Annotated in this window: 19 protein-coding genes and 1 riboswitch; all 19 genes read left to right on the top strand. The window is 35.1% G+C overall.

The genetic code is table 11. The features are described 5' to 3' along the window. Positions 1-309 precede the first annotated feature (309 nt). The 19 genes from BCI01S_RS22875 (at position 310) to BCI01S_RS22785 (ending at position 26032) form a co-directional block, all read left to right on the top strand. Positions 310-1317: a LacI family DNA-binding transcriptional regulator gene (locus tag BCI01S_RS22875; RefSeq protein ID WP_061801184.1), complete on the top strand. Its 1008-nt coding sequence runs from the start codon at positions 310-312 to the stop codon at positions 1315-1317. Positions 1318-1382: 65 nt separating this feature from the next. Then, on the top strand, positions 1383-3011 hold the full coding sequence (locus BCI01S_RS22870; protein ID WP_047941593.1) for a glycoside hydrolase family 13 protein: 1629 nt from the start codon (positions 1383-1385) through the stop codon (positions 3009-3011). 282 nt (positions 3012-3293) lie between these two features. After that, complete coding sequence (locus tag BCI01S_RS22865; protein ID WP_047941594.1) at positions 3294-4346, top strand: aldose epimerase family protein; 1053 nt, start codon at positions 3294-3296, stop codon at positions 4344-4346. Positions 4347-4601: 255 nt separating this feature from the next. Continuing rightward, the gene (locus BCI01S_RS22860; protein WP_047941595.1) at positions 4602-5546 is read left to right on the top strand and encodes a carbohydrate ABC transporter permease; all 945 of its coding nucleotides are present in this window, start codon (positions 4602-4604) and stop codon (positions 5544-5546) included. Between the two features lie 13 nt (positions 5547-5559). After that, positions 5560-6393 carry a carbohydrate ABC transporter permease gene (locus BCI01S_RS22855; protein WP_047941596.1) on the top strand — a complete coding sequence of 278 codons (834 nt, stop codon included), beginning with the start codon at positions 5560-5562 and terminating at the stop codon, positions 6391-6393. Between the two features lie 15 nt (positions 6394-6408). Then, on the top strand, positions 6409-8250 hold the full coding sequence (locus tag BCI01S_RS22850) for a heparinase II/III domain-containing protein (RefSeq protein WP_053215634.1): 1842 nt from the start codon (positions 6409-6411) through the stop codon (positions 8248-8250). A gap of 11 nt (positions 8251-8261) precedes the next feature. Continuing rightward, positions 8262-8576, top strand: a complete 315-nt coding sequence (gene rhaM / locus BCI01S_RS22845) for an L-rhamnose mutarotase (RefSeq protein WP_047941597.1) — start codon at positions 8262-8264, stop codon at positions 8574-8576. 28 nt (positions 8577-8604) lie between these two features. Continuing rightward, positions 8605-9261, top strand: coding sequence for a YesL family protein (locus BCI01S_RS22840; protein WP_061801183.1), 657 nt, complete (start codon positions 8605-8607; stop codon positions 9259-9261). Between the two features lie 159 nt (positions 9262-9420). Continuing rightward, positions 9421-10764 carry an ABC transporter substrate-binding protein gene (locus BCI01S_RS22835; protein ID WP_047941599.1) on the top strand — a complete coding sequence of 448 codons (1344 nt, stop codon included), beginning with the start codon at positions 9421-9423 and terminating at the stop codon, positions 10762-10764. A gap of 27 nt (positions 10765-10791) precedes the next feature. After that, positions 10792-12609, top strand: coding sequence for a cache domain-containing sensor histidine kinase (locus BCI01S_RS22830; protein WP_161798390.1), 1818 nt, complete (start codon positions 10792-10794; stop codon positions 12607-12609). Continuing rightward, complete coding sequence (locus BCI01S_RS22825; RefSeq protein ID WP_061801182.1) at positions 12602-14203, top strand: response regulator transcription factor; 1602 nt, start codon at positions 12602-12604, stop codon at positions 14201-14203. The genes BCI01S_RS22830 and BCI01S_RS22825 overlap by 8 nt, the downstream gene beginning before the upstream one ends. Before the next feature lie 185 nt (positions 14204-14388). Further along, positions 14389-15528 carry a glycoside hydrolase family 88 protein gene (locus BCI01S_RS22820; protein WP_047941601.1) on the top strand — a complete coding sequence of 380 codons (1140 nt, stop codon included), beginning with the start codon at positions 14389-14391 and terminating at the stop codon, positions 15526-15528. A 42-nt stretch (positions 15529-15570) separates the two neighbouring features. Continuing rightward, positions 15571-17403 carry a DUF2264 domain-containing protein gene (locus BCI01S_RS22815; protein WP_167555747.1) on the top strand — a complete coding sequence of 611 codons (1833 nt, stop codon included), beginning with the start codon at positions 15571-15573 and terminating at the stop codon, positions 17401-17403. Between the two features lie 228 nt (positions 17404-17631). Then, positions 17632-17713, top strand: a riboswitch (cyclic di-GMP riboswitch). A gap of 226 nt (positions 17714-17939) precedes the next feature. Then, positions 17940-18365, top strand: a complete 426-nt coding sequence (locus BCI01S_RS22810; RefSeq protein ID WP_047941603.1) for an ATP-binding protein — start codon at positions 17940-17942, stop codon at positions 18363-18365. 166 nt (positions 18366-18531) lie between these two features. Then, positions 18532-19290 (top strand): GNAT family N-acetyltransferase, encoded by a 759-nt coding sequence (locus tag BCI01S_RS22805; protein ID WP_061801180.1) that lies wholly within the window; start codon positions 18532-18534, stop codon positions 19288-19290. A 65-nt stretch (positions 19291-19355) separates the two neighbouring features. Next, complete coding sequence (locus tag BCI01S_RS22800; protein WP_235844561.1) at positions 19356-20375, top strand: asparaginase; 1020 nt, start codon at positions 19356-19358, stop codon at positions 20373-20375. Between the two features lie 21 nt (positions 20376-20396). Next, positions 20397-21296, top strand: coding sequence for a CPBP family intramembrane glutamic endopeptidase (locus BCI01S_RS22795; RefSeq protein WP_047941606.1), 900 nt, complete (start codon positions 20397-20399; stop codon positions 21294-21296). A gap of 349 nt (positions 21297-21645) precedes the next feature. Then, positions 21646-22611, top strand: coding sequence for a S8 family peptidase (locus BCI01S_RS22790; RefSeq protein ID WP_061801179.1), 966 nt, complete (start codon positions 21646-21648; stop codon positions 22609-22611). Between the two features lie 238 nt (positions 22612-22849). After that, positions 22850-26032, top strand: a complete 3183-nt coding sequence (locus tag BCI01S_RS22785) for a DEAD/DEAH box helicase (protein ID WP_061801178.1) — start codon at positions 22850-22852, stop codon at positions 26030-26032. Positions 26033-26035: the final 3 nt, after the last annotated feature.

Below are 26035 nucleotides of genomic sequence, written 5' to 3'. Positions count from 1 at the left end.
CTTTTGAGGTGGTTTTTTATTGTGCTTTTCCGTATCCTTATTGTTTTGTCGTTGATTTTATATAGTTTTGTTCAGTGTATTTCACTGTCCTTTCACGAAGATATATCTGAGAATAAAATATTAATCAAGGTTTTATATAGATAGCGTTGTCTTGCATAAATTTACCGATCTGTTTAACTGACTACATAATAGAAAAAGAATAATCCCTGCTATCAAACTAACTATTTCTTAATCATTCGGGTGTTGTAAGCAGTATATTTTTATGTTATATTGGAAGCAACGTAAACGTTTACGTAAAGGATGAAAAAAATGACGATAACGATAAAAGATATAGCAAATGCTGCAAAGGTGTCTACAGCAACTGTTTCGCGAGTTTTAAATGGAGCAGGTGGTTATAACGAAGAGACAAAGAAGAAAATCCTCCAAATCGCAGAAGAACTAGGTTACCGAAGAAATGAAATGGCGAGAAGCTTAGTAAAAAAATCTAGTAATTTAATTGGTATTATAATGCCGAGTGTATCAACCATTTTTTATGCAGATATTGTTAATGGAATAGAGAAGGTGGCACAAAAACAAGGTTTTAGTGTTATTTTATCTCATGCAGGAGTTAAAGGTAATCGTTTAATTCATTGCTTGAAGATGCTGGAAGAAAGAAAAGTGGATGGGCTTGTTATTGTATCCATTCCATTAATGGAAGACCAAATTCAAGCTATTGAATCATTGAGTATTCCATATGTGTTATTGTCAACAGATACACCGAATAAACAAATACCATTTATAAAAGTAGATGATTATGAAGCTGCTTATGCTGCTACAAAGTATCTAATAAATCATGGTCATCGAAAAATCGGCTTGGCAGGTGTTGATTACTCCGATCGAGTAGCTGGGACTCCAAGAATCGAAGGATATAAAAAAGCATTAAAAGATCATGGATTAAGCTTTTCTGCTAACGACATAAAAGCAGGAGACTATAGTTTTACGGCAGGAAAAGAAGCCCTTTATGCTTTTCGTACTGAAAAGAGTGGAATTACAGCAGTATTTTGTGTAAGTGATGAGGTAGCACTTGGCATCATTTCAGCGGCTTATGAATTAGGGATAAAAATACCAGAGGACCTTTCCGTCATAGGTTACGATAATACGAGAGTTGCGGAAATGGCTGTACCACCCTTAACGGCCATTGAGCAGCCATTCCGATTAATGGGAGAGAAGGGCTGTTTCAAAATAATCGAGGCAATTCAGCAAAAGGCAGCAGTAAAAACAGAAATGCTTCCATTTAATATAGTAGAAAGAGCATCAGTAAAACATTGGAAGCATTAAATTTTTTTAAGTTAAACGTAAACGTTTACGCTTAGACGAATAATGAATAGAAAGTGGGTAACGAAATGGAAAAGAAATGGTGGCAAACATCGGTTGTATATCAAATTTATCCAAGAAGCTTTCAAGATAGTAATGGGGATGGAATTGGCGATATAAGAGGAATCATTAATCGTTTGGATTATTTGCAAAAGCTAGGCATTGATGTAATTTGGCTAAGCCCTGTATATAAATCACCAAATGATGATAATGGCTATGACATTAGTGATTATCAAGATATTATGGATGAGTTTGGCACAATGGCAGACATGGATGAATTAATTGCTGCGGCGAATGAAAAAGGAATTAAAATTGTCATGGATTTAGTAGTCAATCATACATCCGATGAACATAAGTGGTTTATAGAAGCAAAAAAAGGAAAAGACAATCCATACCGCGATTATTATATTTGGCGTGACCCAGTAAATGGCGAAGCTCCCAATGATTTAAAATCCACTTTTAGTGGTTCTGCTTGGGAATATGATGAAGAAAGCGGCCAATATTTCTTACATTTATTTAGTAAAAGACAACCAGATTTAAACTGGGAAAATAAAAAAGTCCGAGAAGAAGTTTGGAAAATGATGAACTATTGGTTAGACAAAGGAATCGGCGGCTTCCGAATGGACGTGATTGATTTAGTAGGAAAACAACCTGATATCGGTATTACTGGAAATGGTCCAAAGCTTCATGATTATATCCGAGAAATGAATGAAAAATCGTTTGGCAATTATGATGTTTTAACAGTAGGAGAAACATGGGGAGCAACACCGGAGATTGCTAAATTATATTCCAATCCAGCTAGAAAAGAGCTTTCGATGGTCTTTCAGTTTGAGCATATTGGTTTAGATAAGCAAGAAGGCAAACAAAAATGGGATCTCAAGCCATTAGAAATCAATCAATTAAAAACCATTCTTGCTAAATGGCAGACTTCGCTTGGAAATGAGGGCTGGAACAGCTTATTCTGGAATAATCATGATTTACCAAGGATTGTTTCGCGTTGGGGGAATGATAAAGAATATCGGGTAGAAAGTGCAAAAATGTTTGCCATTCTCTTGCATTTAATGAAAGGAACACCTTACATCTATCAAGGTGAAGAAATCGGTATGACCAATTGCCCGATCACAGATATTAGTCAAGTAAATGATATTGAAAGCATTAATATGTATCATGAGCGATTAGCAAAAGGATATACGAAAGAGGAGATTCTTCATTCTATTAATGTAAAAGGTAGAGACAATGCAAGAACGCCTCTTCAATGGGATGATACGGAAAATGGCGGTTTTACCACAGGGACACCTTGGCTTCATGTAAATCCCAACTATACGGAGATAAATGTGAAAAATAATTTAGAAGATCCTAATTCTGTCTTTTATTGCTATCAATCTTTGATTCAATTAAGAAAGGATAACCCAATCATTGTATGGGGAGATTTCGAATTAATCGAAGATACAGAAGAAGAAATTTTTGCCTATACTCGCAAGTTTGAAGGAGAGACATGGATTGTAATTGCTAACTTTAGTGCGCAAGAAAGAAGTCTAAATATGCCTGTGTTTGGCGAGAGTGAGGATATCATCATTAGCAACTATCACCGACAGCATGCTGACTTTTCGAAATTACAGTTAAAGCCATATGAAACATTCGCCGTAAGAGTCCATTAATAATAGTAGAAAGCTGTTAACAACCAGAGGTGTTGGCAGCTTTTTTTTGTGAAATTCTGTCTTCCTAGTAAAAAAAGATATTATCAAGTTTGATAAAATAAAGTAAAATAGATAAATAGAATAGTTAATATGTTAAACAAACTACATTAGATACTACTAATGTCATGAAATTTTTTTTGAAAAGTGAAATGAAGGCGATTTCAGATTTAGATTTTAGGGTAAAGATATTCATTTGAGTAATAGGAAAGATGTAGAGAATATACTTAAAGAGGAGAGGTTCATATGAATTACAGCAAAAGATCAATGGGAGAAGTAAATGGAGCAGATGTAACGGAATTTACTTTTACAAATAATAACGGAATGAGTTTTTCTAGTATGAATTATGGCTGCATTATTACGAAGATAATCGTACCTGATAAAGAAGGAAACAAGGAAAATGTAGTGCTTGGTTTTGAAACATTAGAAGAGTATCGAGAAAATAAAGGGCCATATTTAGGTGCCATTGTAGGAAGAGTTGCCGGAAGAATTAAAGAAGGAAAATTTGAACTTAATGGAAAAGAGTACCGCTTGAATACCAATACCCCTCCTAATCATTTGCATGGCGGAAATATAGGATGGAGTGAAGTAGTCTTTGCATCTTCAATAGTAGAAAAGGATGATGCAATAGGCATCCGTTATACATATCATAGTCCAGACGGAGAAGAAGGATATCCAGGTAATTTTGACTTAACTGTAGATTATCTATTAACAAATGATAATGAAATAATCTTATCTTATAGCGGGAAAACGGATAAAGAAACACCTGTTACCGTAACTAACCATTCTTATTTTAATTTAAGCGGTAATAACAAAAGAGATATTTTAGAGCACGAGCTGATTGCAGATGTCGATCGCTTTCTAGAGCTTAGGGAAGATTTTATTCCGACCGGAAAAATGATTCCAACAAATAACACTCCATTTGATTTTGCAGAAGGCAAGGCATTGAAAGAAGGAAAGGACAATGATTTTGAACAAAATAGAATAGTAGGAAATGGATACGATCATCCACTTGTGTTTGCAGAAAACGGCTCTCATTCTGCTATTTTGCGAGATCGAGAAAGTGGACGGGAAATGTCGTTAATTACAAATCAGCCTGCAGTCGTTCTTTATACAGGGAATATGTTAGAGGATCAATATCGTTTCAATGGGGTAATAGCTAAAAAGTATTTAGGGGTATGCTTGGAGACGCAGGGGCTTCCCGATGCAGTCAATCATCCTCAATTTCCATCCGTTGTTTTAAAGCCAGGAGAAACATATCATGCTGAAACAAAACTGAAATTCCGAGTAACGGAGTAGAAAAAGACGAAAAGAGGAAAAAATCAACTGGAATGGTTTTTCCTCTTTTTTTGCTGCAAAGGAGACGACCATTATAAATTTGTCACAAACCAACCTTTTCTTTATACCTTCATTCATCCTCATGATAACACCCTCCATTGTTACAAACCAAATGAAAGAAGTAAATATTGTCTCTGTATAGAGCAAAATAACGTTAATGTAAGTGCTATCATTTTTACTATAATGAAAGAAAATAAGATGATAGAGGTGAGTACCATGAGTGCTAGCACAGAGGTTAAGACTTCAGATATAGTAAAGCCAGCTAAGAAAAAACGGCAAAGTAAAAATGTGAAAAATGAAAACTGGGCGGGGATTGCGTTTGTTTCACCAATGTTAATTGGTGTTTCCATCCTTGTCTTACTGCCAATTGTTGCAACCTTCATTTTAAGTCTTGCGGATTGGAGTTTTATTACTAATATTTCGCAATTGAAATGGGTAGGATTACAAAATTTTGTTGATTTATTTCAAGATAAGATATTTATACGCTCTTTAATGAACAATGCTATTTTTATGTTAACGGTACCAATTTGTATGATTATTTCTTTGTTTCTAGCTATTGCAATCGATCGAAATGTTTATTTTAAGAGTTATTTTAAAGTAGCATTCTTTATGCCGTATATCTCAAGTGTGGTGGCAATTGCAGTAGTATGGCAAGTATTGTTTCACCCATCTTTAGGCCCGATTAATCAAGTGCTTATGTCACTCGGCATTGATAATCCTCCCAAATGGATTGCAGATCCAAGCTTTGCATTAGTTTCCATTATGTTTATACAAATTTGGATTTCGATTGGTTTTAATATGATCATTTATTTAGCTGCACTGCAGTCTATTCCACGAGACCTATATGAAGCCGCTGATATTGATGGAGCAAGCGCATGGGTGAAATTTAAGAACATTACGCTACCAATGGTTTCACCGACTACTTTTTTCTTGTTGATTACTGGTATTATTTCAACCTTTAAAGTATTTGATTTAATATCTGTTTTAACAAAAGGAGGACCAATGCACGCTACAAGCATGATTGTATGGAACCTATACGATACTGCTTTTGTTAATTTAGATATAGGTCACGCTTCTGCAATGGCCGTTATTTTATTCTTTATTGTTTTTGCTATTACACTCATTCAATGGTTAGGACAGAAAAAATGGGTGAATTATTAAGGAGGGTTTGCGGATGCTTAAATCACTATCAATAAATAAAGCGATAATGACAGTCGTCATGTTAATGATAAGTATTATGTTTCTTCTTCCGTTTGTGTGGATGCTTTCTACATCATTTAAGATAGAAGCAGACGTTTTTAAATTTCCCATACAGTGGATTCCAGAAAGATGGAATGGTTTCAACAATTATAGAGAAGTTTGGTTTGGGGAAAATCCATTCTACATTTATTATTGGAATACCATAAAAGTGACAGTATGTACTACTGCTATTTCAGTAACTGTTTCTGCGCTGGCAGCCTATGGTTTTTCAAAAGTGAATTTTCGGCTAGGTAATTTCTTGTTTTTAATTGTATTAGCTACTTACATGGTACCTGCACAGGCAATTTTAGTACCGCAATTTATTATTTACCGTAAAATCGGGCTATTTGACAGTCATTTAGGGTTAATCTTATTAGGAAGCTTTAGTGTGCTTGGTACTTTTATGCTTAGACAGTTTTTTATGGGCGTTTCGAATGAGCTTGTTGAAGCTGCAAAAATCGATGGAGCTGGACACTGGAAGATTTTCTGGCGAGTCGTTCTTCCGATTGTAAAGCCAGCCATAGCCACCTATGCCATCCTTCGATTTATTTGGACATGGAATGATTATCAAAACCCATTAATCTTCCTTCGCTCGGATCATTTATTGACGATACAGCTTGCAATGCAGAAGTTTACGACAATCAATGGCGAATTTTACTCCTTGATTATGGCTGCAGCAGTCTCAGCTATTTTACCGCTCGTAATCGTATTTATTATTGGGCAGAAACAAGTAATTGAGGGGATAGCGTTAGGGGGAGTAAAAGGCTAAAGGGAGGGGTTATTATTGACTTTCGAAGAGTTGCTGGAGAAGCTAAATGGGAATTATTCTTTGTTTTTTCCAAATGTTGAAGTCAAAAAAGCATGGTGGAAATCCATTCAACGTAATGCTGATTTTGCTGATATTCTAAAACAAGTAAGAGAGACATTAAAGCAGATTCAACAAGAAAAAATAAATGATGAAGAACTGCCGTATTCTTTGTTTCAGTTATATGGAACAACAGGTACTCGAATAGAATATGAAACAGCATATTTTCGGAAAAGAAGAAAATTGAATACATATGCAATCATGTTACTTCTTGAACCAGAGAAGGAAGAATTTCGTAAAGTACTGCAAGATATTATTTGGTCTATTTGTAATGAATTCTCATGGTGTTTACCTGCTCATCTTATAAATAGTCCAGAAACTGATTGTGGTCAGTTATATTCACTTACAGAAAAACAAGATTCTACTTATACAATTGACTTATTTTCAGCTGAAACAGCCTTTGCATTAAGTGAAATATATACACTGACAAAAGAATATTTAGATCCATTAATAGGGAAAAGAATTTATGAAGAGGTATATAATCGTACGTTTATTCCTTTTCTCGAAGGGAATTTCAAATGGGAAACAGAAACCCATAATTGGGCTGCTGTTTGTGGGGGTTCTATCGGTTCAGCTGCCATCCATTTAATCCAAGATTCCAAAGAACTTGCGCTTATTTTAGAAAAAGTTCTCCCTGTAATGGAAAGTTATTTAAATGGTTTTACAGAAGACGGAATATGTATGGAAGGATATTTATATTGGCAATATGGATATGGATTTTATTCCTATTTTGCCGACCTAATAAACCAGAGATCGGATGGAATGATTAACTTGTTTATGCAGAAAAAAGTTCACCAAATTGCCCTTTTTCAACAACGATCGTTTTTAGAGGAGGATTTAGTGGTGAATTTTTCTGATGCACCGCCCAAAGCAAAAGTACATATAGGGATGAGTCATTTCTTAGCAAATCAGTATGAGGATGTTATCGTTCCAGAACGTTCATTATATGCGCGTTATCAAGATGATCATTGCAGCAGATGGGCACCAGCCATCCGCGCGTTATTATGGTTTGATTCGTCGTTATCACCAAGCAAATGGGAAGAAGGAACGTTTATTTCTGAGGACTCCCAGTGGTTAATCTCTAGAGTTCAATCAAATGCAGGGTCTTTTACTTTTGCAGCTAAAGGGGGAAGCAACAATGAGCCGCATAATCATAATGATATCGGACATTTTATCCTTCAAGCCAATAAGACAACTATGCTGCAGGATTTGGGAAGTGGCTTATATACGAAGGACTATTTTAATGAGAATAGATACACTTATTTATGTAATAGTTCGAAAGGCCATTCCGTCCCTATTATCAATCATTCTTACCAAGAAGCAGGAAAAGCCAGTTATGCTCGGTTAGTCACTGCCAATTCTGATAGAAAGAGAGATTTGTTTGAATTGGATATGACAAAAGCTTATAGAGATCCATCTCTATTAAATGTCTCGCGGAAATTCACCTGGATTAAAACAGAGTTTCCAAAATTAATCGTGGAAGACATTTTTAAGTTTTCTGAAGAGCCAAAATCCATCATTGAACGCTTTATATTGCCCAATGTTTCGGTTGAAAGATTTGATGGTGGAATAAGTATCAAAGGAGAATCTTGCATCCATATTTATTTTGATTCCAATTACTATGAGGTAAGTATACAAAGAGATTCGTTTGTTAACCATTTTAATAAAGGAGAAGAAGTGCTATTACTTGATCTCTCTCTTAAGAAATTAAGCAGGAATTTTCGTGTATATCTAGAATTTGAATTTAGTTCTGAAAAATAGGAGGAGATACAATGAAAAGATTAGCATCGATTATGTTTATTAAACCTGGATATGAAAACGAATACAAAAAGAGGCATGATGAGCTTTGGCCAGAAATGGAAGAGGCGCTGAAGCAACATGGCGCTTCCAATTATTCCATTTACCTTCATCATGAATCCCAAGTGTTATTTGCTTATTTAGAAGTAGAGGACGAGGCGGCATATGATGCGATATCCCAAACGGCAATATGCAGAAAATGGTGGAAGTACATGGCGCCAATTATGGAGACGAATGAAGATTATAGTCCTGTGTCACATAAGTTGGAGGAAGTGTTTCATTTAGATTAAGTTATAGGATGAGATGGGGGATTGATTCATGAAAGCAGAAATTGGAGGATGGTCTGGAAAGGTATATGATGTCTGTCAATGGATTACGAGATTAGCTTATATTAATTTACTTTGGATTATTTTCAGTGCGATGGGCCTCTTTATTGGGGGCCTTTTCCCTTCTACTGTAGCAATGATGACTATTATTCGTAAATGGCTTCAAAAGGAAACAGATATTCCAGTATTGCACACGTATTGGCAGACATTTAAGCAAGAATTCGGTAAAGCAAATAAATTAGGAGCAGTTGTGTTTGCTTTTATCATGTTCCTTTATATCGATTGGAAAATCATCGCGTCGCTAAAAGGATCAATAAATGTTGGATTAATAGGAATGTTAGTTGGCGGAGTGTTTCTTTTCTTATTGACGTTGCTCTATCTGTTTCCTGTATATGTTCATTATGAATTGAAGCTTTTTCAATATTTTAAAGTAGCCTTTCTGCTTGCATGTACTCATCCACTCCATACGTTGTCCATGATCATCGGTGTCTTTACGATGCTTTTTTTAGGCGTAGTATTTTCAGGTGCTGGTTTGCTTTTTATAGGTAGTGGACTCGCTACTATTCTTTTATATTTCTCTAATCCGATCTTTACGAAGATGGCTGAAATAAGAATAACTAAATTACAGGAAGGGAGGTTTCAAAGTTAATAGAGCGAAGTAGAAAATTGTATTCCTCCTACAGTGTTAAAATTAAAAGTAAAAATTGTTGCCGGATAAGTAAAATTATTTTTATTGGTAACATGGGAACTTCTGTTAATCTATTCCTGTAAGGGTTTACATGATATAATACGTAGGGGGAATAAACAGATGCAAAGAAAATTTTGGAAGCTATCAATTTTTGTTTTCATTCTTACTTTAGTCATGACAGCATGCAGTAGTGGAGAATCAGAAAAAGCTTCTGGCAATGAAGATGGAAAAGTAACAATTAAATTCCACACCCATGGTAATGAAGCATCTTATAACTGGAAAAAGACAATTGCAGCTTTTGAAGAGGCAAATCCAGATATAAATGTGGATTTAGTCATCTTAAGTGAAAAGGGCGATACACAAGAGGCAATAAAAAAGCTAGATTTAGCTGCTGCTTCTGGTGAACAGCTAGATGTACTAATGTTTAGTGATACAGCAAGCTATGCACAGCGTGTGAGTATGGGAATGGTGGCTCCCATTGATGAATTTATTGAAAAAGAGGGCTACACAGTCACGGATGAATATAAAGTAGATACCAAAATTGGTGATAAATATTATGCTTTACCAGGTAAATTTAATCCATGGTATGTTTTATTAAATAAAGACCATTTAGATAAAGCAGGCTTAGAAGTTCCGACAGATTGGACATGGGATGAATTTCAAACGTATGCGAAAGAATTAACAACGGATGATCATTATGGAACATTTTTCTTTGGTCCGCAAAATGGCGGATGGTTAGAATTTATGAAACTAGCATTAGCAAGTGAAGCAGAAAATACAGAATTTATTAAAGAAGATGGCAGCTCCAATCTTGAAAATCCGCTCTTTAAGAAGACACTGGAAATACGCTATCAAATGGAAAAAGTCGATAAATCAGCTGTCCCGTATACCGATATCATGTCTCAAAAACTTCATTATCGAAATCAATTTTTTAACCAGGATGCTAGTACAGTACTAATTGGCAGCTGGATGAATACAGAATTGGGGGGAACGGACCAATTCCCATTGGAGTTTAACGTCGCAGTTGCTCCTTATCCAAAGAACACGAGTGACGCAGAAGGAGGATATACTCCGGTAACTACTGACTTTATGGCAGTCGCCAATAACTCAGAACATAAAGAAGAAGCCTATAAATTTATTCGTTGGTATACAACGGAAGGACAAATTTTACAAGGAAAAAATATTCCATCTTGGAATAATGTAAGTAATGATCAATTTGGAGAAATAATTGACAATATATTGGCTGATACGCTAAACCCAGAAAAGGTGGACAAAGAATCTTTAACGAATGTTCTTTCAAATGCGAAATCTTCTAAACTAGTATCACCAGTATCTTATCAGGCTGAAATTTACAAAGTAGTGAATGAAGAATATGAAAAATTAATTTTTGATGAACAAGATATCGATGAAACAATAAAGGTGACAAATGAAAGAGTACAAGAATTAATCGATAGCAATAAATAAAAAAACAAGATGAGGGGAGGAAACATATTGCTTATTTGGTTAAAAAATATGTGGACTCCCCGTTCTTTTCGTTATAAGGTCCTTTTAATTTCTATCATCAGCTTGGTTATTCCAGCAGTTATCTCGCTTTTAATTTATAATTATATGACAAAAAATACAGTGAAGGAACAGGCACTTTCTAATGCGAATAGAGAGCTGAATATTACAAGTGAATATATAGAAAAGCTATTTAGCGATATGCTTTATGTTGCTAACTTCGTGCAGCTTGATCCGAAAATGAATACGGTGTTAAAAGGATTAGCGAAAAGTGCTGCTGACAAGGATGGCTATGATCAATATCTATTGGAAAATGAAATAAACCGTACCATTGAGAATATCACACTAGTAGGAGAGAAATCCTATGTCACCATATTATTGAAAAATAGGAAATACTTCACAAACTATAATATCGCTGAATTTGATCCAAGAGATTTATTTAAAGAAAAGTGGTATGAAGACATCGAAGAAGCGGTTGGATATGAATCTACTTGGATTGAATCCCAGCCAACGATTTTTGAATTGGAAAAAAAGAATAATCCTTATCAAATTTCAATTGTCCGCACCTTAAGGGATGAGGGCATCCAAATCTATGGATATGTCGTTGTCACCATCATGGAAAATAAACTAAGTGAAGTATTTAATAAAATGGATGGATATAACGATGTCATGATGCTTAATCCATCTGGTAAAATCTTGTCGCATAGTGATGACGAGAAAATAGGAAGTGTTTTCACCTATCGGTCTAAGTTATTCAATCGAGATGGATCAGAAGTTCTGAAAATGAAAGATAACGAATATATCGTCACCGAACGTTCTTTATCTTTTTCAAATTGGAGATTAGTGTCATTTATTCCGTATGAACAATCGATAAATAAAATAAATGGGATATTTCAGAAAGTATTTCTTATACAAGTACTATCATTTATACTTTTCTTGCTTTTACTTACCTATTCAATGAAAACTATTACGAAACCACTGGAATATTTAGCAGAACTGGCTGATAAAGTTCAGGCAGGTAATTTGATTGTCCGTTCAAAAATTAAAGGGAAGGATGAAATAGGCAGGCTAAGTAAATCAATTAATCTGATGCTAGACCATATTAATACAAAAATTGAAGAAATAACGGAAACGGAAGCTAGGAAAAGAAAAGCAGAATTTGCGATGCTGCAAGCGCAAATAAATCCTCACTTTTTGTTTAATGTATTAAATTCCATTCGCATGAAGGTAATGATAAGGGGAGACAAAGAAAGTGCTAATATGATCACATCTCTTACAAAGTTACTGCGCATAACTATTGATAAGAATAAAGAAATAATCACATTTTTAGAGGAAATAGAAATTCTAGTCGATTTTGTGCACATTATGAATAGGAGACAAAATCGAAAAGTTTCCTTAGAGATGGATGTCGATCCAGATGCTTATTCATTTGAAATTCCAAGGTTTATTCTCCAGCCTATTATTGAAAACTCGATTATTCATGGATTTAATCAGTCTGATGGATTAATCTTAATCCATGCAGCGATAGTAAATGAGATGTTAATCATTACGATTGAAGATAATGGTCTAGGAATGAACAAAGAGAATTTAGAACAATTAAAGAAAAAAACTTTTCAGGCCGCATCACTGGAGAATCCGCAAAGAAAGCAGCAAGTGAAAGGATTCTCGTCGTTAGGCTTAGCCAATGTCTATGAAAGATTATCAATTACCTTTGGACCAGCTTTTAATATGGATATTTTAAGCGAACTTGGAAATGGCACAAAAGTCATTTTGAAAATCCCAATGAAAGGTGGAAAAAAGAATGTATAAAGTGATGCTTGTAGATGATGACTATCCGGTATTAGAGCTATTGACGAAAACAATTGACTGGAAAAGCCTTGGCTTTGAAGTGATGAGTACCCATGATAATGGACTAAGTGCCTTAGAAAAGGCAGCAGAATCAATGCCTGATGTGCTAATTTCTGATATTGGCATGCCTAAGATGAATGGAATTGAATTAACAAGAAAACTGAAGTCGATGAATGGAAGCTTGCAAGTTGCTTTGTTATCCTGCCATACAGAATTTAATTATGCCCGAGAAGCACTTAAATTACAGGTCAGCGATTATTTAGTAAAGGATACATTTGAACTAGAAGAGCTATATGAATTACTTCAGAAATTTAAAATACAACTCGACACCATGCAAAATAATAAACAAAAAGAACAAAAATTACAGCATATCCTTCATAAAAATATCGAAAAAGAAAAGACTGCATTCATAAAAAGATTAATAAATAATGGCTATTATAAAAAGGAAGCTGAATGGGAAAGTGATCGAAAAAAATTTGGCTTAATAGCGGACAAAGGATATATTGTAACACTGTTATCAATCCATCATCATCCTTTAGATTTATTTCCAGAAGAAACCCTATATTTTGCAGTTTCTAATATTGTGGGTGAATTATTAGAAAGACTAAATCCTTTAGCTGTTCACTTTCTTAATCATTCCAATAGGGTTTTTATCTTTTTTCCAAGAGACTTAGGATACCAGATGAACGCTTTATCAAATGCAAAAGAAACGTTGAAAATGATTCAGCTTTCGATTGACAAAGGATTAAATATTCACAGTTCATCCATTATTGGTGAAACATCTGAAAGCTTATTTGACTATCAAAACACAGTTAACAGATTGTTAAATAATCGACAGCAGCTGTTTTATATGCTCCCAAGAACTGTGTCATCTCTAAAGGAGTCTGTAAAGAATACGGAGGAATTATTTGCTAAGTATGATGAAGCAGCAACAGAGATGAGAATGATTGTTCTGAATAAAAAGGTGGAGCAAATAAGTAATTTCATCCATAAATGGACGATCTATATCATGGAAAACGAATTTCCACCTGAAGTAGTAAAGGATTGGTTTTGGAAATTATTATTGGATTTAAATGTCAAGTTACAAGCGCTCCAATACTTTTCGGGAGAATATTGCTTTGAATCCAAACATCAAGAGATTTTTTTGATGGAGTATATGTATCAATTAAAGGACTGGCTTAAGCATTATTTTGAGAAAATCATTCATTATCATGAAACGAATGATCAGACGAAAAGAAAAGAGATTATTGAAGCTTTTAAATTTGTCGCGATAAATTTAGAGCGAAAAATCACATTAGATGAAATTTCTAGTTATTTATTCTTAAATCCTAGTTACTTTAGTAGATTGTTTAAAAAGGAAGTAGGAGAAACATTTGTGGAATATGTAACACGGATGAAAATTAATCGTGCAAAGGAACTGTTAGAACAAACAGATGAATCGGTTGGGAAAATTTGCGAACGACTGGGCTATGATAATCAGAGCTATTTTATAAAATTATTTAAAACATATGCTGGTACAACACCAATAGAATATAGAAGTGGGAAAGTTAGCTAAGAAGGCAATACGAGTAAAATTATTTGGAAAAGTAGTAAAAATAATGCCTTGTTGAGGGAATATAGACTCCATATAATGATTATATCATTACTTTTTAAAAAGAAAGGCTGGATATTTTTTAAAAAAATGAAAGCCTTTTCTTTTTGTGTGTATTAGAAAACTATTGGAAGGAGTTGGGTGATTAGATGAGTAAAAAGGAGCAATGGGTGGATGAAGCGTGGGGGTTTGTCATAGAGAAAACGGTACGGAATAATGAAACGATTGGTGCTAATTTCCCCCATGCCAGTATAGAGAAAAGATATGTATTAGAAAGTCCGGAATGGTGGACGGCTGGTTTTTGGCCAGGGGTTTTATGGCAAGTATATCAAGATAATAAAGTGGAAGCACTTAGAAAAACAGCAGAACAGTGTGAAGAAAAACTGGATTATTTATTGTCAGATTCAGAGAAATTAGATCATGATATGGGATTTATGTGGACGTTGACAAGTCTAGCAAACTATAAACTTACGGGCAATAAAGAATCAAGAAGAAGAGGATTATTAGCAGCCAATTTATTATTAGGAAGATTTAATGTCCAAGGTAATTATATTCGTGCATGGAATGCATGGTCTAAGAAGGATGATAATCGCGGTGTCGCAATCATTGATTGTATGATGAACCTTCCGCTGCTATACTGGGCTACAGCAGAAACGGGAGATCCACGGTTTAAAATAGCTGCAGAAAAGCATGCCGAAACGGTCTTGAAACATTTTATTCGACCAGATGGTTCTGTACATCATATTGTTGTTTTTAATCCAGAAACTGGAGAAGTAGTAGATAAGCTTGGTGGTCAAGGCTATGCACCAGATAGTGCATGGTCAAGGGGAACTGCCTGGGCTTTGTATGGCCTGACACTATCCTACTTACATACAAGTAAGAGCGCATTTTTACATGCAGCAAAATCAGTTTCCCACTTTTTTCTTTCTAATCTTCGTTCTAATGAATGTCCTGCTTGGGATTTTCGCATCCCTGAAGATGGCGAAACCAAATACCATTATCCTGATTCATCAGCAGGATCCATTGCAGCCTGTGGCTTACTCCTGCTTGGAACACTGGTAGCCGACTTTGAAAAGCCGGTTTATCAGGAAGCAGGCGCATCTTTATTAAAAACCTTATATATAACTTGTGCTACTCATGCAGATAAAGAAGAGGAAGGATTATTAGGACACGGAACAAGTCACTTTCCCGAGCAAAAAAATATAGACGTCCCATTAATTTATGGGGATTATTATTTTGTGGAGGGACTAAATTTATTGCGACAAAAGGGAGTATTATTCTGGCAGTAAGATTGAAAGGAGTAAGAAAATGTCCTTTAGGAGATGGATCGGTTGAATCAATATAATGTGAAAGTAAAAAAGAATCCATTAAAAACAAGAGAGGATTTAGAACGTGCTTTATATGACTTATACGAACCCTTATTTAAAATAGGGAATGAACAGAAGGCTGGTTTATTGAATCTTGGTACAAATGGCTCCGTATATGGGCAAAAAACAAGAGAATTAGAAGCGTTTTTGCGTCCCTTTTGGGGCTGGGGGCCATTATTTTCTGTAACACCTAATAAATATCCAGCAATAAAACAACAATTAGTAAAAGGGATGATAGAGGGAACAACGCCAACAAGTGATTCTTATTGGGGGATTACCGGAGAGTATGATCAACGATTTGTTGAAATGGCAGCACTTTCTTGTACGCTTATTCACTGTAAAGTTGATTTCTGGGATAGTCTATCAACAGTGCAAAAGGAAAACTTAGCTAATTGGCTGTATCAAATCAATGAACATACAATCCCGAATAATAACTGGTTATTTTTCCGCGTATTAGTAAACATAGCATTAAAAAAATGCGGTAGAATTTATAGTTTAGAAAAATTAGAAGCAGATCTTCAACAATTAGATCAATATTATTTAGAAAACGGTTGGTATTTTGATGGATATAAGAATCAAATTGATTACTATATTCCTTTTGCCATGCATTATTACGGATTAATTTATGCAAAAGTGATGGAGGATGAAGATCAAGAAAGGGCAGCGATTTATAAGGAGAGGGCTATTCAGTTTGCTCAAGATTTTAAAGAATGGTTTTCTTCAGACGGATCTGCTATTCCATTTGGCAGAAGTTTAACCTATCGATTTGCACAATCCTCCTTTTGGGCTGCATTGGCATTTGCAGATGTAGAAGCATTGCCTTGGGGACAAATTAAAAAGTTAGTATTAAATAATTTACGGTATTGGTTTAAGCAGTCGATTTTTTCTCCGGAAGGTCTTTTAACGATTGGCTATGGTTACCAAAACTTAAATATGGCGGAAGGCTATAATGCTCCAGGTTCTCCTTATTGGGCTCTAAAGACATTTCTGCTGTTAGCTCTTCCAGAGAATCATCCTTTTTGGCAGGCAGAGGAAGAACCAGTAAAGTTCCTGGAGAAAAGCGTGCAAAAAAGTCCAAGGATGATCATTCGCCATGATTCTGAAGGAAAAGAAGTGCAAGCTTTCACTTCCGGACAGCATTCTCATGAACACGCCCACGCGGATGCAAAATATGAAAAACTTGTGTATTCCACCACTTTTGGCTTTAGTGTACCTAAAGGGAATGTTTTATTAAAGCAAGGAGCATTTGACAATTGTCTGGCACTGTCTGAATGTGATAATCGCTATAGAAGTCGTAGTGGCTGTGAGTCGTATGAAATACATGATGATTATATTGTATCTACATGGAAGCCTTGGAAGGATGTAATAATTGATACGTATCTAATTCCTTTAACTCCTTGGCATGTTCGCATTCATCGCATTCATACAAATAGAGAGCTAGAGACAGCAGAAGGTGGATTTTCTGCACCTGTAACTGAAGGGGCTGCTTATGTAACGAAAGATGAACATAGTCTTTTTTACCCATCGGAAGTAGGAACTACAGGGATTATTGACATCGATGGAAAACGTAAAGCAGACTTAATAATACCTGAGCCTAATACCAATCTACTCTATTCGAAAACAGTATTGCCGACATTAACGTCGCGTTTAGCACCTGGAAAGCATTTATTGGTTTCAAGTATTCTCGGAACGGATAGAGGAGTAGAGGAGATTTCTTTTCAGCCTATCGTTAGTCTAGCACAAGAGTGTGTCATGATTCAGTATAGAAATAGAAAATATGAAATAAAGATAAAATAAGAGTTTATGAGCATCCTATTTAAAGTTAAACTCGAGCAATCATGCGAAAAGAAAATTTCGGATGATTGCTCGAGTTTTTTTCTTTTCCAGATATTTTCTATGGAATTAGAGGAATTTTAAAAAAATTATCGAAATTAAAAAGAGATTTCTTAACATTAGGTTTATGTTTAAATGATATGGGTATATAATACTATATAATTTAAAAATCCTATAGATAGTAAGGGAAATGTAAAGGTAGAAAGCTATGATTAATCAACTTATTTGGGCGCTTTGTTGATTATGAGCTACTAGCGCAACCGGCTAACCAAACATGCTTGTTTAGTTAGCTTTTTTTTATTCAAAAACAAATCTTTAAATAAATTTTAAAGAATGTATAACTCCAGCAGCAAGCAACCGGCAATTTAAGATTCCCGCTTCCATATAAGTTTAACATCCGTTTTATTCCATTGGTGTTTCATTTATTTCAAATGAAGCTATTCTACTATTTTGTCGATTTAATAAGGAGTTTGTGCTTTTTTAAATTGGGGGGGCAGCTTATGAGTGGGCTTATTACTTATCAAACAATAGTAATACAAGATCATACGGAAAAAGAATGGAAAGAAAAGCTGAATAAAGAATTTAGAGATTTATTGGATGAGGATTTTTTGCTGAGTGTTGGAATAGGAGAAGCTGTTAATAATGCAATAGAACATGGTAATTATCCCGTTATATTAGAGCTGCAGTATAACCAGAATACACTTGATATGCGAATCAAGGATCACGGCAATGGATTTGATGTGAAGAAGAAATTTCATGATATCGAAAGGTATGGTACGGAAAAGCTTATGAGTGATATTGTGTTGGAGGAAAGAGGAAGAGGAATCTTAATGATGATGCAAATTTTCCAAAAAGTACAATATAATGAAACGGGGAATGAAGTAATTCTATGGAGAGAAACAAGGGAAGATGCGAAAGCAATTTAAATATTCTATTTCAGAGGCGCAGGACTGTTCCAAAGATGGGCAGTCCTATTTTGTTTAAATTTGCTTAATGTCATTTTTTTCTATTAATCTACTGATTTATAAGAATGAATCGTTTATTATAGATATAAAATGGTAAGAAGTTATTGGAAAGGGTAGGAGAAACATCATGGAAAAAGTAACCTATAAGAACATTCATAAAGAAGGAAAACGAATAAAAGAGCGTAGCGATTGGTTCCATGTTCATAATGAGGAAATGCTGCTTCAATATGACAGTAACTATATCCAATTTAAAAAGATGCCCTCTATTCAGGAATTTGAGCTAGTGGAAAATTATTTAAAAACATTTCATCAAAAAACTGGTCAGAAACATCTTAAATTTGTTTTTCCAGAAAATGAGAAATTCACGAAGGAGTTATTGGAGCATATTGTGCAAAATCTTCATTATGAAGTAGGAATGACTGAGCTTTATGCCATTGATCCTCACGAATTTCCGGTTTTATATCCTAGCGAGGACATACTTATTCAGAGTGTAACAGAAGAGGATTTTGAGGATTATTTACAATTAGAATATAATCAAGACTTAGAATATGGTATAGATTATGCAAAAGGGAAGACGGAAATCTATCGGGAAAATTTCAAAAATCCGCAATTTTTACAAGTCATTGCTTACTATAAAGGGCAAGCAGCTGGTGCTTTAGAAGTAATTATTGCAGATAAAACGGTTGAAATTGACGGAATCTTTGTAATTGAAGAATATCAGCGCAAAGGGATTGCTGCTCGCATGCAAAGACAGATCATGGATTTATTTCCTAATAAGACAATTATTTTGCTGGCAGATGGAGAAGATACTCCGAGAGAGATGTATCAAAGACAGAACTATCAAAAACAAGGATTTCAGTATGAAGCGTTAAAAGAAAATTTCTAGACACGAAGTTCTATGAGTTAATAGCATCATTCAAGATAGAACTGGAAAAGGAGTAGATGAAAGTGATGAAGCCTATACAGGTCTACCGTGGACAATATCTTGAAAGCAGCCATTCTATTCATGTAGCTGTTGTAGACAAAGATGGTAGATTACTATATTTCTATGGGGATCCGGAGAGAATGACCTTTCCTAGATCCTCCATGAAACCCTTTCAAGCCATTCCACTTATAGAGACAGGAGCGGCAGATTCCTTTTCTTATGATAATGCTGAAATTGCAATTGCGTGTGCTTCTCATGCTGGGGAGTCATTTCATCAGGAGACAATCCTGCGCTTATTAGAAAGATTGGGGATTCAAGAAGATGACTTGCAATGTGGTACACATACTCCATGGAATTTAGAAAGGTATAAGGAACTGCTGCGAAAGGGCAAAGACGTCACCCCCGTATACAGTAATTGTTCTGGTAAGCATGCAGGTATGCTTGCTGCGGCGATTCATATGAAGGAGGACATTGCCACATATCGGGAGGTAGAGCATCCTCATCAACAGCGTATATTGGAAGCAATTGAAACAATATGTGATTTTCCGAAAGAAAAAATAAAGCTGAGTGTAGATGGCTGCGGGGTGCCAGTACATCAATTGCCCCTCTATAATGCAGCACTTGGCTATGCTAGATTAGCAAACCCTGATTCTATTAAGTCGGTAAACCGAATAGATATAGTAAAACGAATTAGGGATAGCATGATGGAGTTTCCAGAAATGGTTGGAGGAACAAATAGGTTTGATACAGACCTAATGAAAGCTTATAAGGGGCGAATTGTATCGAAAGCAGGTGCAGAGGCTGTTCAATGTATGGGACTTATCCAAGAAGGAATCGGAATTGCCATTAAGGTGGAAGATGGCGGAACACGTGCTGTAAATGTCGCTGCAATGGAAGTGTTAAATCAACTAGGATATAAAGAAGAGAACCTATTTACAAATTTAGCTAGATATGTACATGCACCAGTTTTGAATGCTAGAAAAGAAAAAATAGGTGAAATAAGAGCCAACTTCCATTTGGAAGAGGCACTTTCAAGGGGAAAATAATCTATAAAAGGAGAAAGTCGCTTGAGACATTATTTGAATATAAAAGAAGGAAAAAATAGCTGGCCGCGTTATTTAGCGTCTATTTTATTAGCTGTTGGTTTTATGATTGCTGGTTCTATCGTCTATTTTATTGTAGAATTCATACGCGTAGAACTAGATGGGAACGAAGCCACCTATATTGATTTAGATACCGGCATGGTGATGGGCGGAAACGGTACAGTTAGTTTATTAATGACACATATTATTTATATTGTCGCTTTAATTGGTCTATGGATTGGAGTAAGATTTATTCACAAACGAAAATTTCGAACATTAATTACGGGAGAAGACAGAGTAAATTGGAAGAAGATAATCTGGGGATTTATTATATTTTCAGGACTTTTCCTACTTACATCAGCAATTGATTTCCTACTTAATGCTGACGATTATGCATGGAATAACGTATCTTTCGCCCAATTTTTCTTTTTATTCCTTGTGGTTCTATTGTTTGTCCCCATTCAAACAACAGTAGAAGAACTTTTATTTAGAGGATTATTGTTACAATTGGTTGGTAAAAAAATAAAAAATCCCATTTTGTTAGCACTGATAGTGGGATTAATTTTTGGATCGTTACACTTTTCCAATCCTGAAATGAATGATTCGGCCATTTTAGTAGGTTTAGATTATTTACTTGCTGGTTTTGCCTTAACATTTATTGCGGTGAAAACAGGAAGCTTAGAATTATCGATTGGTGCACATGCTGCAAATAATATCATGATTTTCTTGTTTTTTACATATGATGACTCTGTGGCAGGAAATATTCCAAGTCTATTTCAAATCCTTGAAACAAGTCCACAATACTCAATAATTTGGTCATTGCTAATATTCACGGCCTTTTATTTATTAAGTATAAAAAAATATGGTAAGAAGTCTATAAGCTAGTCTATCAAGTAGTTTAGGAATGAGAAAAATTCTACAATAGAAGACGGATATAAAAGACTAGTGTATAAAGGATTTCAGTCGCTCTGAAACCGAACAGTTATACGATGATGCCGATAAAAATCGTATAATTGTTTGGTTTTTTTTTGAATTGCATTAGAAAAAGCACTTACCTCCTCTTATAGAAAAATTAGAAATTATCCACTACATTTAAAAAAATATAAATAATTTAATAGAACTAGTTAAATAGAACAGATGTTCCTAAATTGAGTCTTAAGCCTCTTACTTTAATAATTCAGAATTGTTAAAATTATTTTAGTGATATCCATTCTATTATATTAGGAGGCTGTTTATGAAAAAAGAATGCAGAGTAATTCCTTATCAAGTGAAAGAAGTAATGGACGTTTCTGCAGCAGTTCCAAAAGGAATTGAGCTAATTCAGGCACCTGAGTTATGGAATAAAACAAAGGGAAAAGGGATTACAGTTGCCATATTAGATACTGGCTGTGATATCAATCATCCAGATTTACAAGAGCGAATCATTGGTGGAAAAAACTTTACCGATGATGATAATGGCGATCCAGCTATATATATGGATTATAACGGTCATGGAACACATGTAGCTGGAACAATTGGAGCATCAGGAAAAGAAGATGGATTAACGGGAGTAGCACCAGAAATATCCCTTTTAATTGTAAAAGTTTTAAATGGACAAGGCTTAGGGCAGTATGAATGGATTATAAATGGAATTTATTATGCAATTGAGCAGGGAGCAGATATTATCTCCATGAGTCTTGGCGGACCAGAAGATGTGAAAGAATTGCATGAGGCAGTGAAAAAGGCAGTTGAAGCGCAAATTTTAGTCGTTTGTGCAGCTGGAAATGAAGGTGATGGTTTAGATTCAACAGAAGAATTAGGTTATCCAGCTGCTTACAATGAGGTAATTAGTGTAGGAGCAGTAGATTTACAGAGAAATAGCTCTCGCTTTTCTAATTCTAATCGAGAAGTTGATTTAGTAGCACCTGGCGAGGAAATTTTGTCTACCTTTTTAGATGGAAAATATGCTAAATTAACAGGAACATCTATGGCTGCCCCTCATGTGAGTGGGGCTTTAGCATTAGTTAAAATAATCAGTAATAAAGCTTTTGAAAGAAATTTAACAGAGCCAGAATTGTATGCCCAATTAATTAAGAGAACGATTCCATTAGGAAATAAACCAAGTTTAGAAGGGAATGGGATTCTCTATTTAACAGCTCCGGAAGCTTTGATGGAAAAACTTCAATCCACGGTTCAATTACTTGTGTCTAATAGTTTATAAGAAGAACATCCTTGTTAATAAAAAAGTGGACAAACTCCTAAAAGGGTGGTTTGTCCACTTTTCTTATAAAAGAGAAGATGTGACAGGGCTTATGAATATAGGAATAATAAAATTCCATTACTGAGAGGGAGCTACATAATTTTACCGTAACAAGACAATAGAAATGTTTTAAAAAAAGTAGTAAAGTGAAAGAGGATAATTGTGCGAAACTGGATTTTGATAGAAGGAGAATAAATTGTTGAATACTGTCATTACACGAAAAATGATTTTGGAAATGTGTGGTCCTGTTTCTTTAAAAAGAGGGGAAGCATTCTCGAAAAATCATAAGGTGATTTTTAAAGAATATAGAGATAATTATTGTGAAGCTTTCGTTCAAGCATCTGAAGATTTTGCGGTAATGGTTGCAATCGAAGGGGAAGAAATAAAAGCAACATGTTCTTGTCCGAAACTAGCTTCTTTTCAAAAAGAATGTCAGCATATTGCAGCTGTATTAGTGGAAATAAAAAAATTTCAAATGAACGGAAAAGCTCCTTCCACTACCGTTGAAAAAAACATGGATGTATCGGGAGATTTTTTTGCATTATTTAATCAGAGTGAAACTCTATCAACAAAAAAGCAGCGCCATTTTGAAAAGCGAGAAGTGATTCCAGTTGAATTTATGCTAAAAGTCATTCCAATCGACTCGGAAACCAATCTGTTTGGAATAGAAATTCAGCTATTATCCCATCCAATAAAAGATATTCGCTTGTTTTTAGAAAGAATAAAGAGTGGAAAAGCTTATTCATTTAGTTCAGAATTAGAATTTAATCCAAAGCTTCATTGTGTAAAGGAAGAAAGTGAAGCAATTCTACAAGAGTTAGGAAAAGTAATAGAGGATGAAAGGATATTTTTGAATCATCACCAGGGAGTAAGTAATATATGGGGAGACAGTATTTTGTTAATTCCCCCTTCCTCTTGGATTCCTCTTCGTTCTCATTGGAAGGAATTAGGTTATTATGATCCGAATAAAGGGACTATGGTGCCCTTAAATGTTTCAAATGAAGTCCTGCCTTTAAGATTTCATTTATATCAGCATGAAACTGGAAGCTATCAATTAAATGTACATGGAATGGAATCCATTCAGTTCCTGCATCAATATTATGCTGTTCTGGTAGAGGGAAATGTGCGGCAATTGGAAGCAGAAGACTTTAAAAGACTTATTGAGATAAAGAAAATGATGGAAAAAGTGGGCAAGAGCTTTATTCCTATTGCACTCAATCAATTGGATTTCTTTTTAGAAAAGATAGCCCCAAGCTTAAAAAAATTTGGGGAGGTTCAATTAGAGAGAGAGCTTTCCAAAAAAATGGGTAAGACTCCCCTGCAAGCTGAGCTTTATTTAGATAGAGTAAACAATCGATTGCTGGCAAGCGTAGAATTTCGCTATGATCATATTGTCATCAATCCAGTTCAAGAACGGAACAAAGAAGTAGAAGCAGTGCTACTTAGAGATTGGAAGAAAGAAGAACAAATTATAGAGTTAATGGATAGCAGTTCATTTGCGAAAACAGATAGTGGTTATATGCTTTATAACGAGGAATTGGAGTTTGACTTTTTATATTATGTATTACCAAAACTGCAAAAGCTTGTAAAAGTTTACGCAACAACAGCTATTAGAAATCGAATTTTCAAGGAAAAAACATGGCCAAGGTTTACGGTGAAATTAAAAAAAGACCGTATTAACTGGCTTGAATTTAAATTTGAGATGGAAGGTTTTCCAGAGCGAGAAATCAAAGGCTTGTTAGCTGCTTTGGAAGAAAAGCGGAAATACTATCGCTTGCAAGATGGCTCTCTTTTTGCTCTGCAAACAAGGGAGATGGAGGAAGTGCAAAGGTATCTTCAATCTCCGCAAATAAAGGACAAGGACTTTATAAGTGGGTTTGAGCTGACACTTTTAGAAAGCTTATCTTTTATAGAAGAAGATCGAAAAATCTTTGCTTTAGATGAATCGTATCAGCAGCTGTTTGATTCCTTCTTGCATCCAGAAAAGCTAAATATTAAAGTTCCTGCGGATTTAAACAATGTCTTGAAATCGTATCAAATAGATGGCTATAAATGGCTGAAAACATTAGCGCAATATCAATTTGGCGGCATTTTAGCGGATGATATGGGATTAGGAAAAACATTGCAAAGTATTGCCTTTATTCAATCTGAATTGCCTGTGATGAGAAAAGCGAAACAACCGGTGTTAGTTGTATGTCCTTCTTCTTTATTATACAACTGGCAAAGAGAAATCATGAAATTTGCTCCGAAAATTCAGTGCCTTATACTTGATGGAGCTAAAAAGGAAAGAGCTGCGCTGCAAAAGGATTTAGAAAACATCGATGTAATCATAACGTCATATCCATTAGTTAGACAGGATATTTCATGGTATGAACAGCAAGTTTTCCATACAGTGTTTTTTGATGAAGCACAGTATTTTAAAAATCCACTATCACAAACAGCAAAAACAGTGAAGAAACTAAAAGCAGTTAATCGCTTTGCTTTAACCGGCACTCCACTTGAGAATTCCATTGAAGAACTTTGGGCTATCTTCCATATTGTATTTCCTGAATTATTCAAAGGCCTGAAGGAATATGCGAATTTAACCAATAAACAAATTGCGAAAAAAATAAGACCATTTATGCTGCGCCGCTTAAAAGAGGATGTATTGGCCGAACTTCCTGAGAAAAGGGAATGGAGCGAAATAGTGGAATTATTACCAGAACAGAAAAGATTGTATGCAGCCTATCTCGCGAAATTAAGACATGATGCCTTAAAGCATTTAAACAAAGAAACCCTTCGAAAAAATAAAATTAGAATTCTTGCTGGATTAACGAGACTGCGGCAAATATGCTGTCATCCAGCCCTATTTGTTGACAATTATCATGGAAAGTCTGCTAAACTAAATCATCTAATGGAACTAATTGAGGAAGCACAGCGATCTAATCGCAGGGTGCTGATTTTTTCTCAATTTACAAGTATGCTTGAAATAATTGGCCAAGAATTAGCAAAAAAGGGATTAGCCTATTTTTATTTAGATGGGAGCACTCCTTCAGATGAGAGAGTGGAATTATGTCATCGCTACAATTTAGGAGAGCGAGATTATTTTTTAATAAGCTTAAAAGCAGGGGGAACAGGCCTTAATTTAATGACTGCAGATACTGTTATTTTGTATGATACTTGGTGGAATCCAGCGGTCGAAGAACAAGCGGCGGATCGTGCTCACCGCATAGGACAGGAGAATGTAGTGGATGTAATTAAGCTCTTCTCTAAAGGCACAATTGAAGAGAAGATATATGAATTGCAGGAAAAGAAAAAGACTTTAGTAGATGAAATTATCGATTCAGATGATAAAGTAATTTCTTCTCTAACAGAAGAGGACTTAAGAGAATTGTTAAGTTAATCC

It is taken from the genome of Niallia circulans NBRC 13626 (genome assembly GCF_001591585.1).
Classification (GTDB): Bacteria; Bacillota; Bacilli; order Bacillales; family Cytobacillaceae; genus Niallia; species Niallia circulans.
This window is presented reverse-complemented; position numbering and strand designations above follow the sequence as displayed.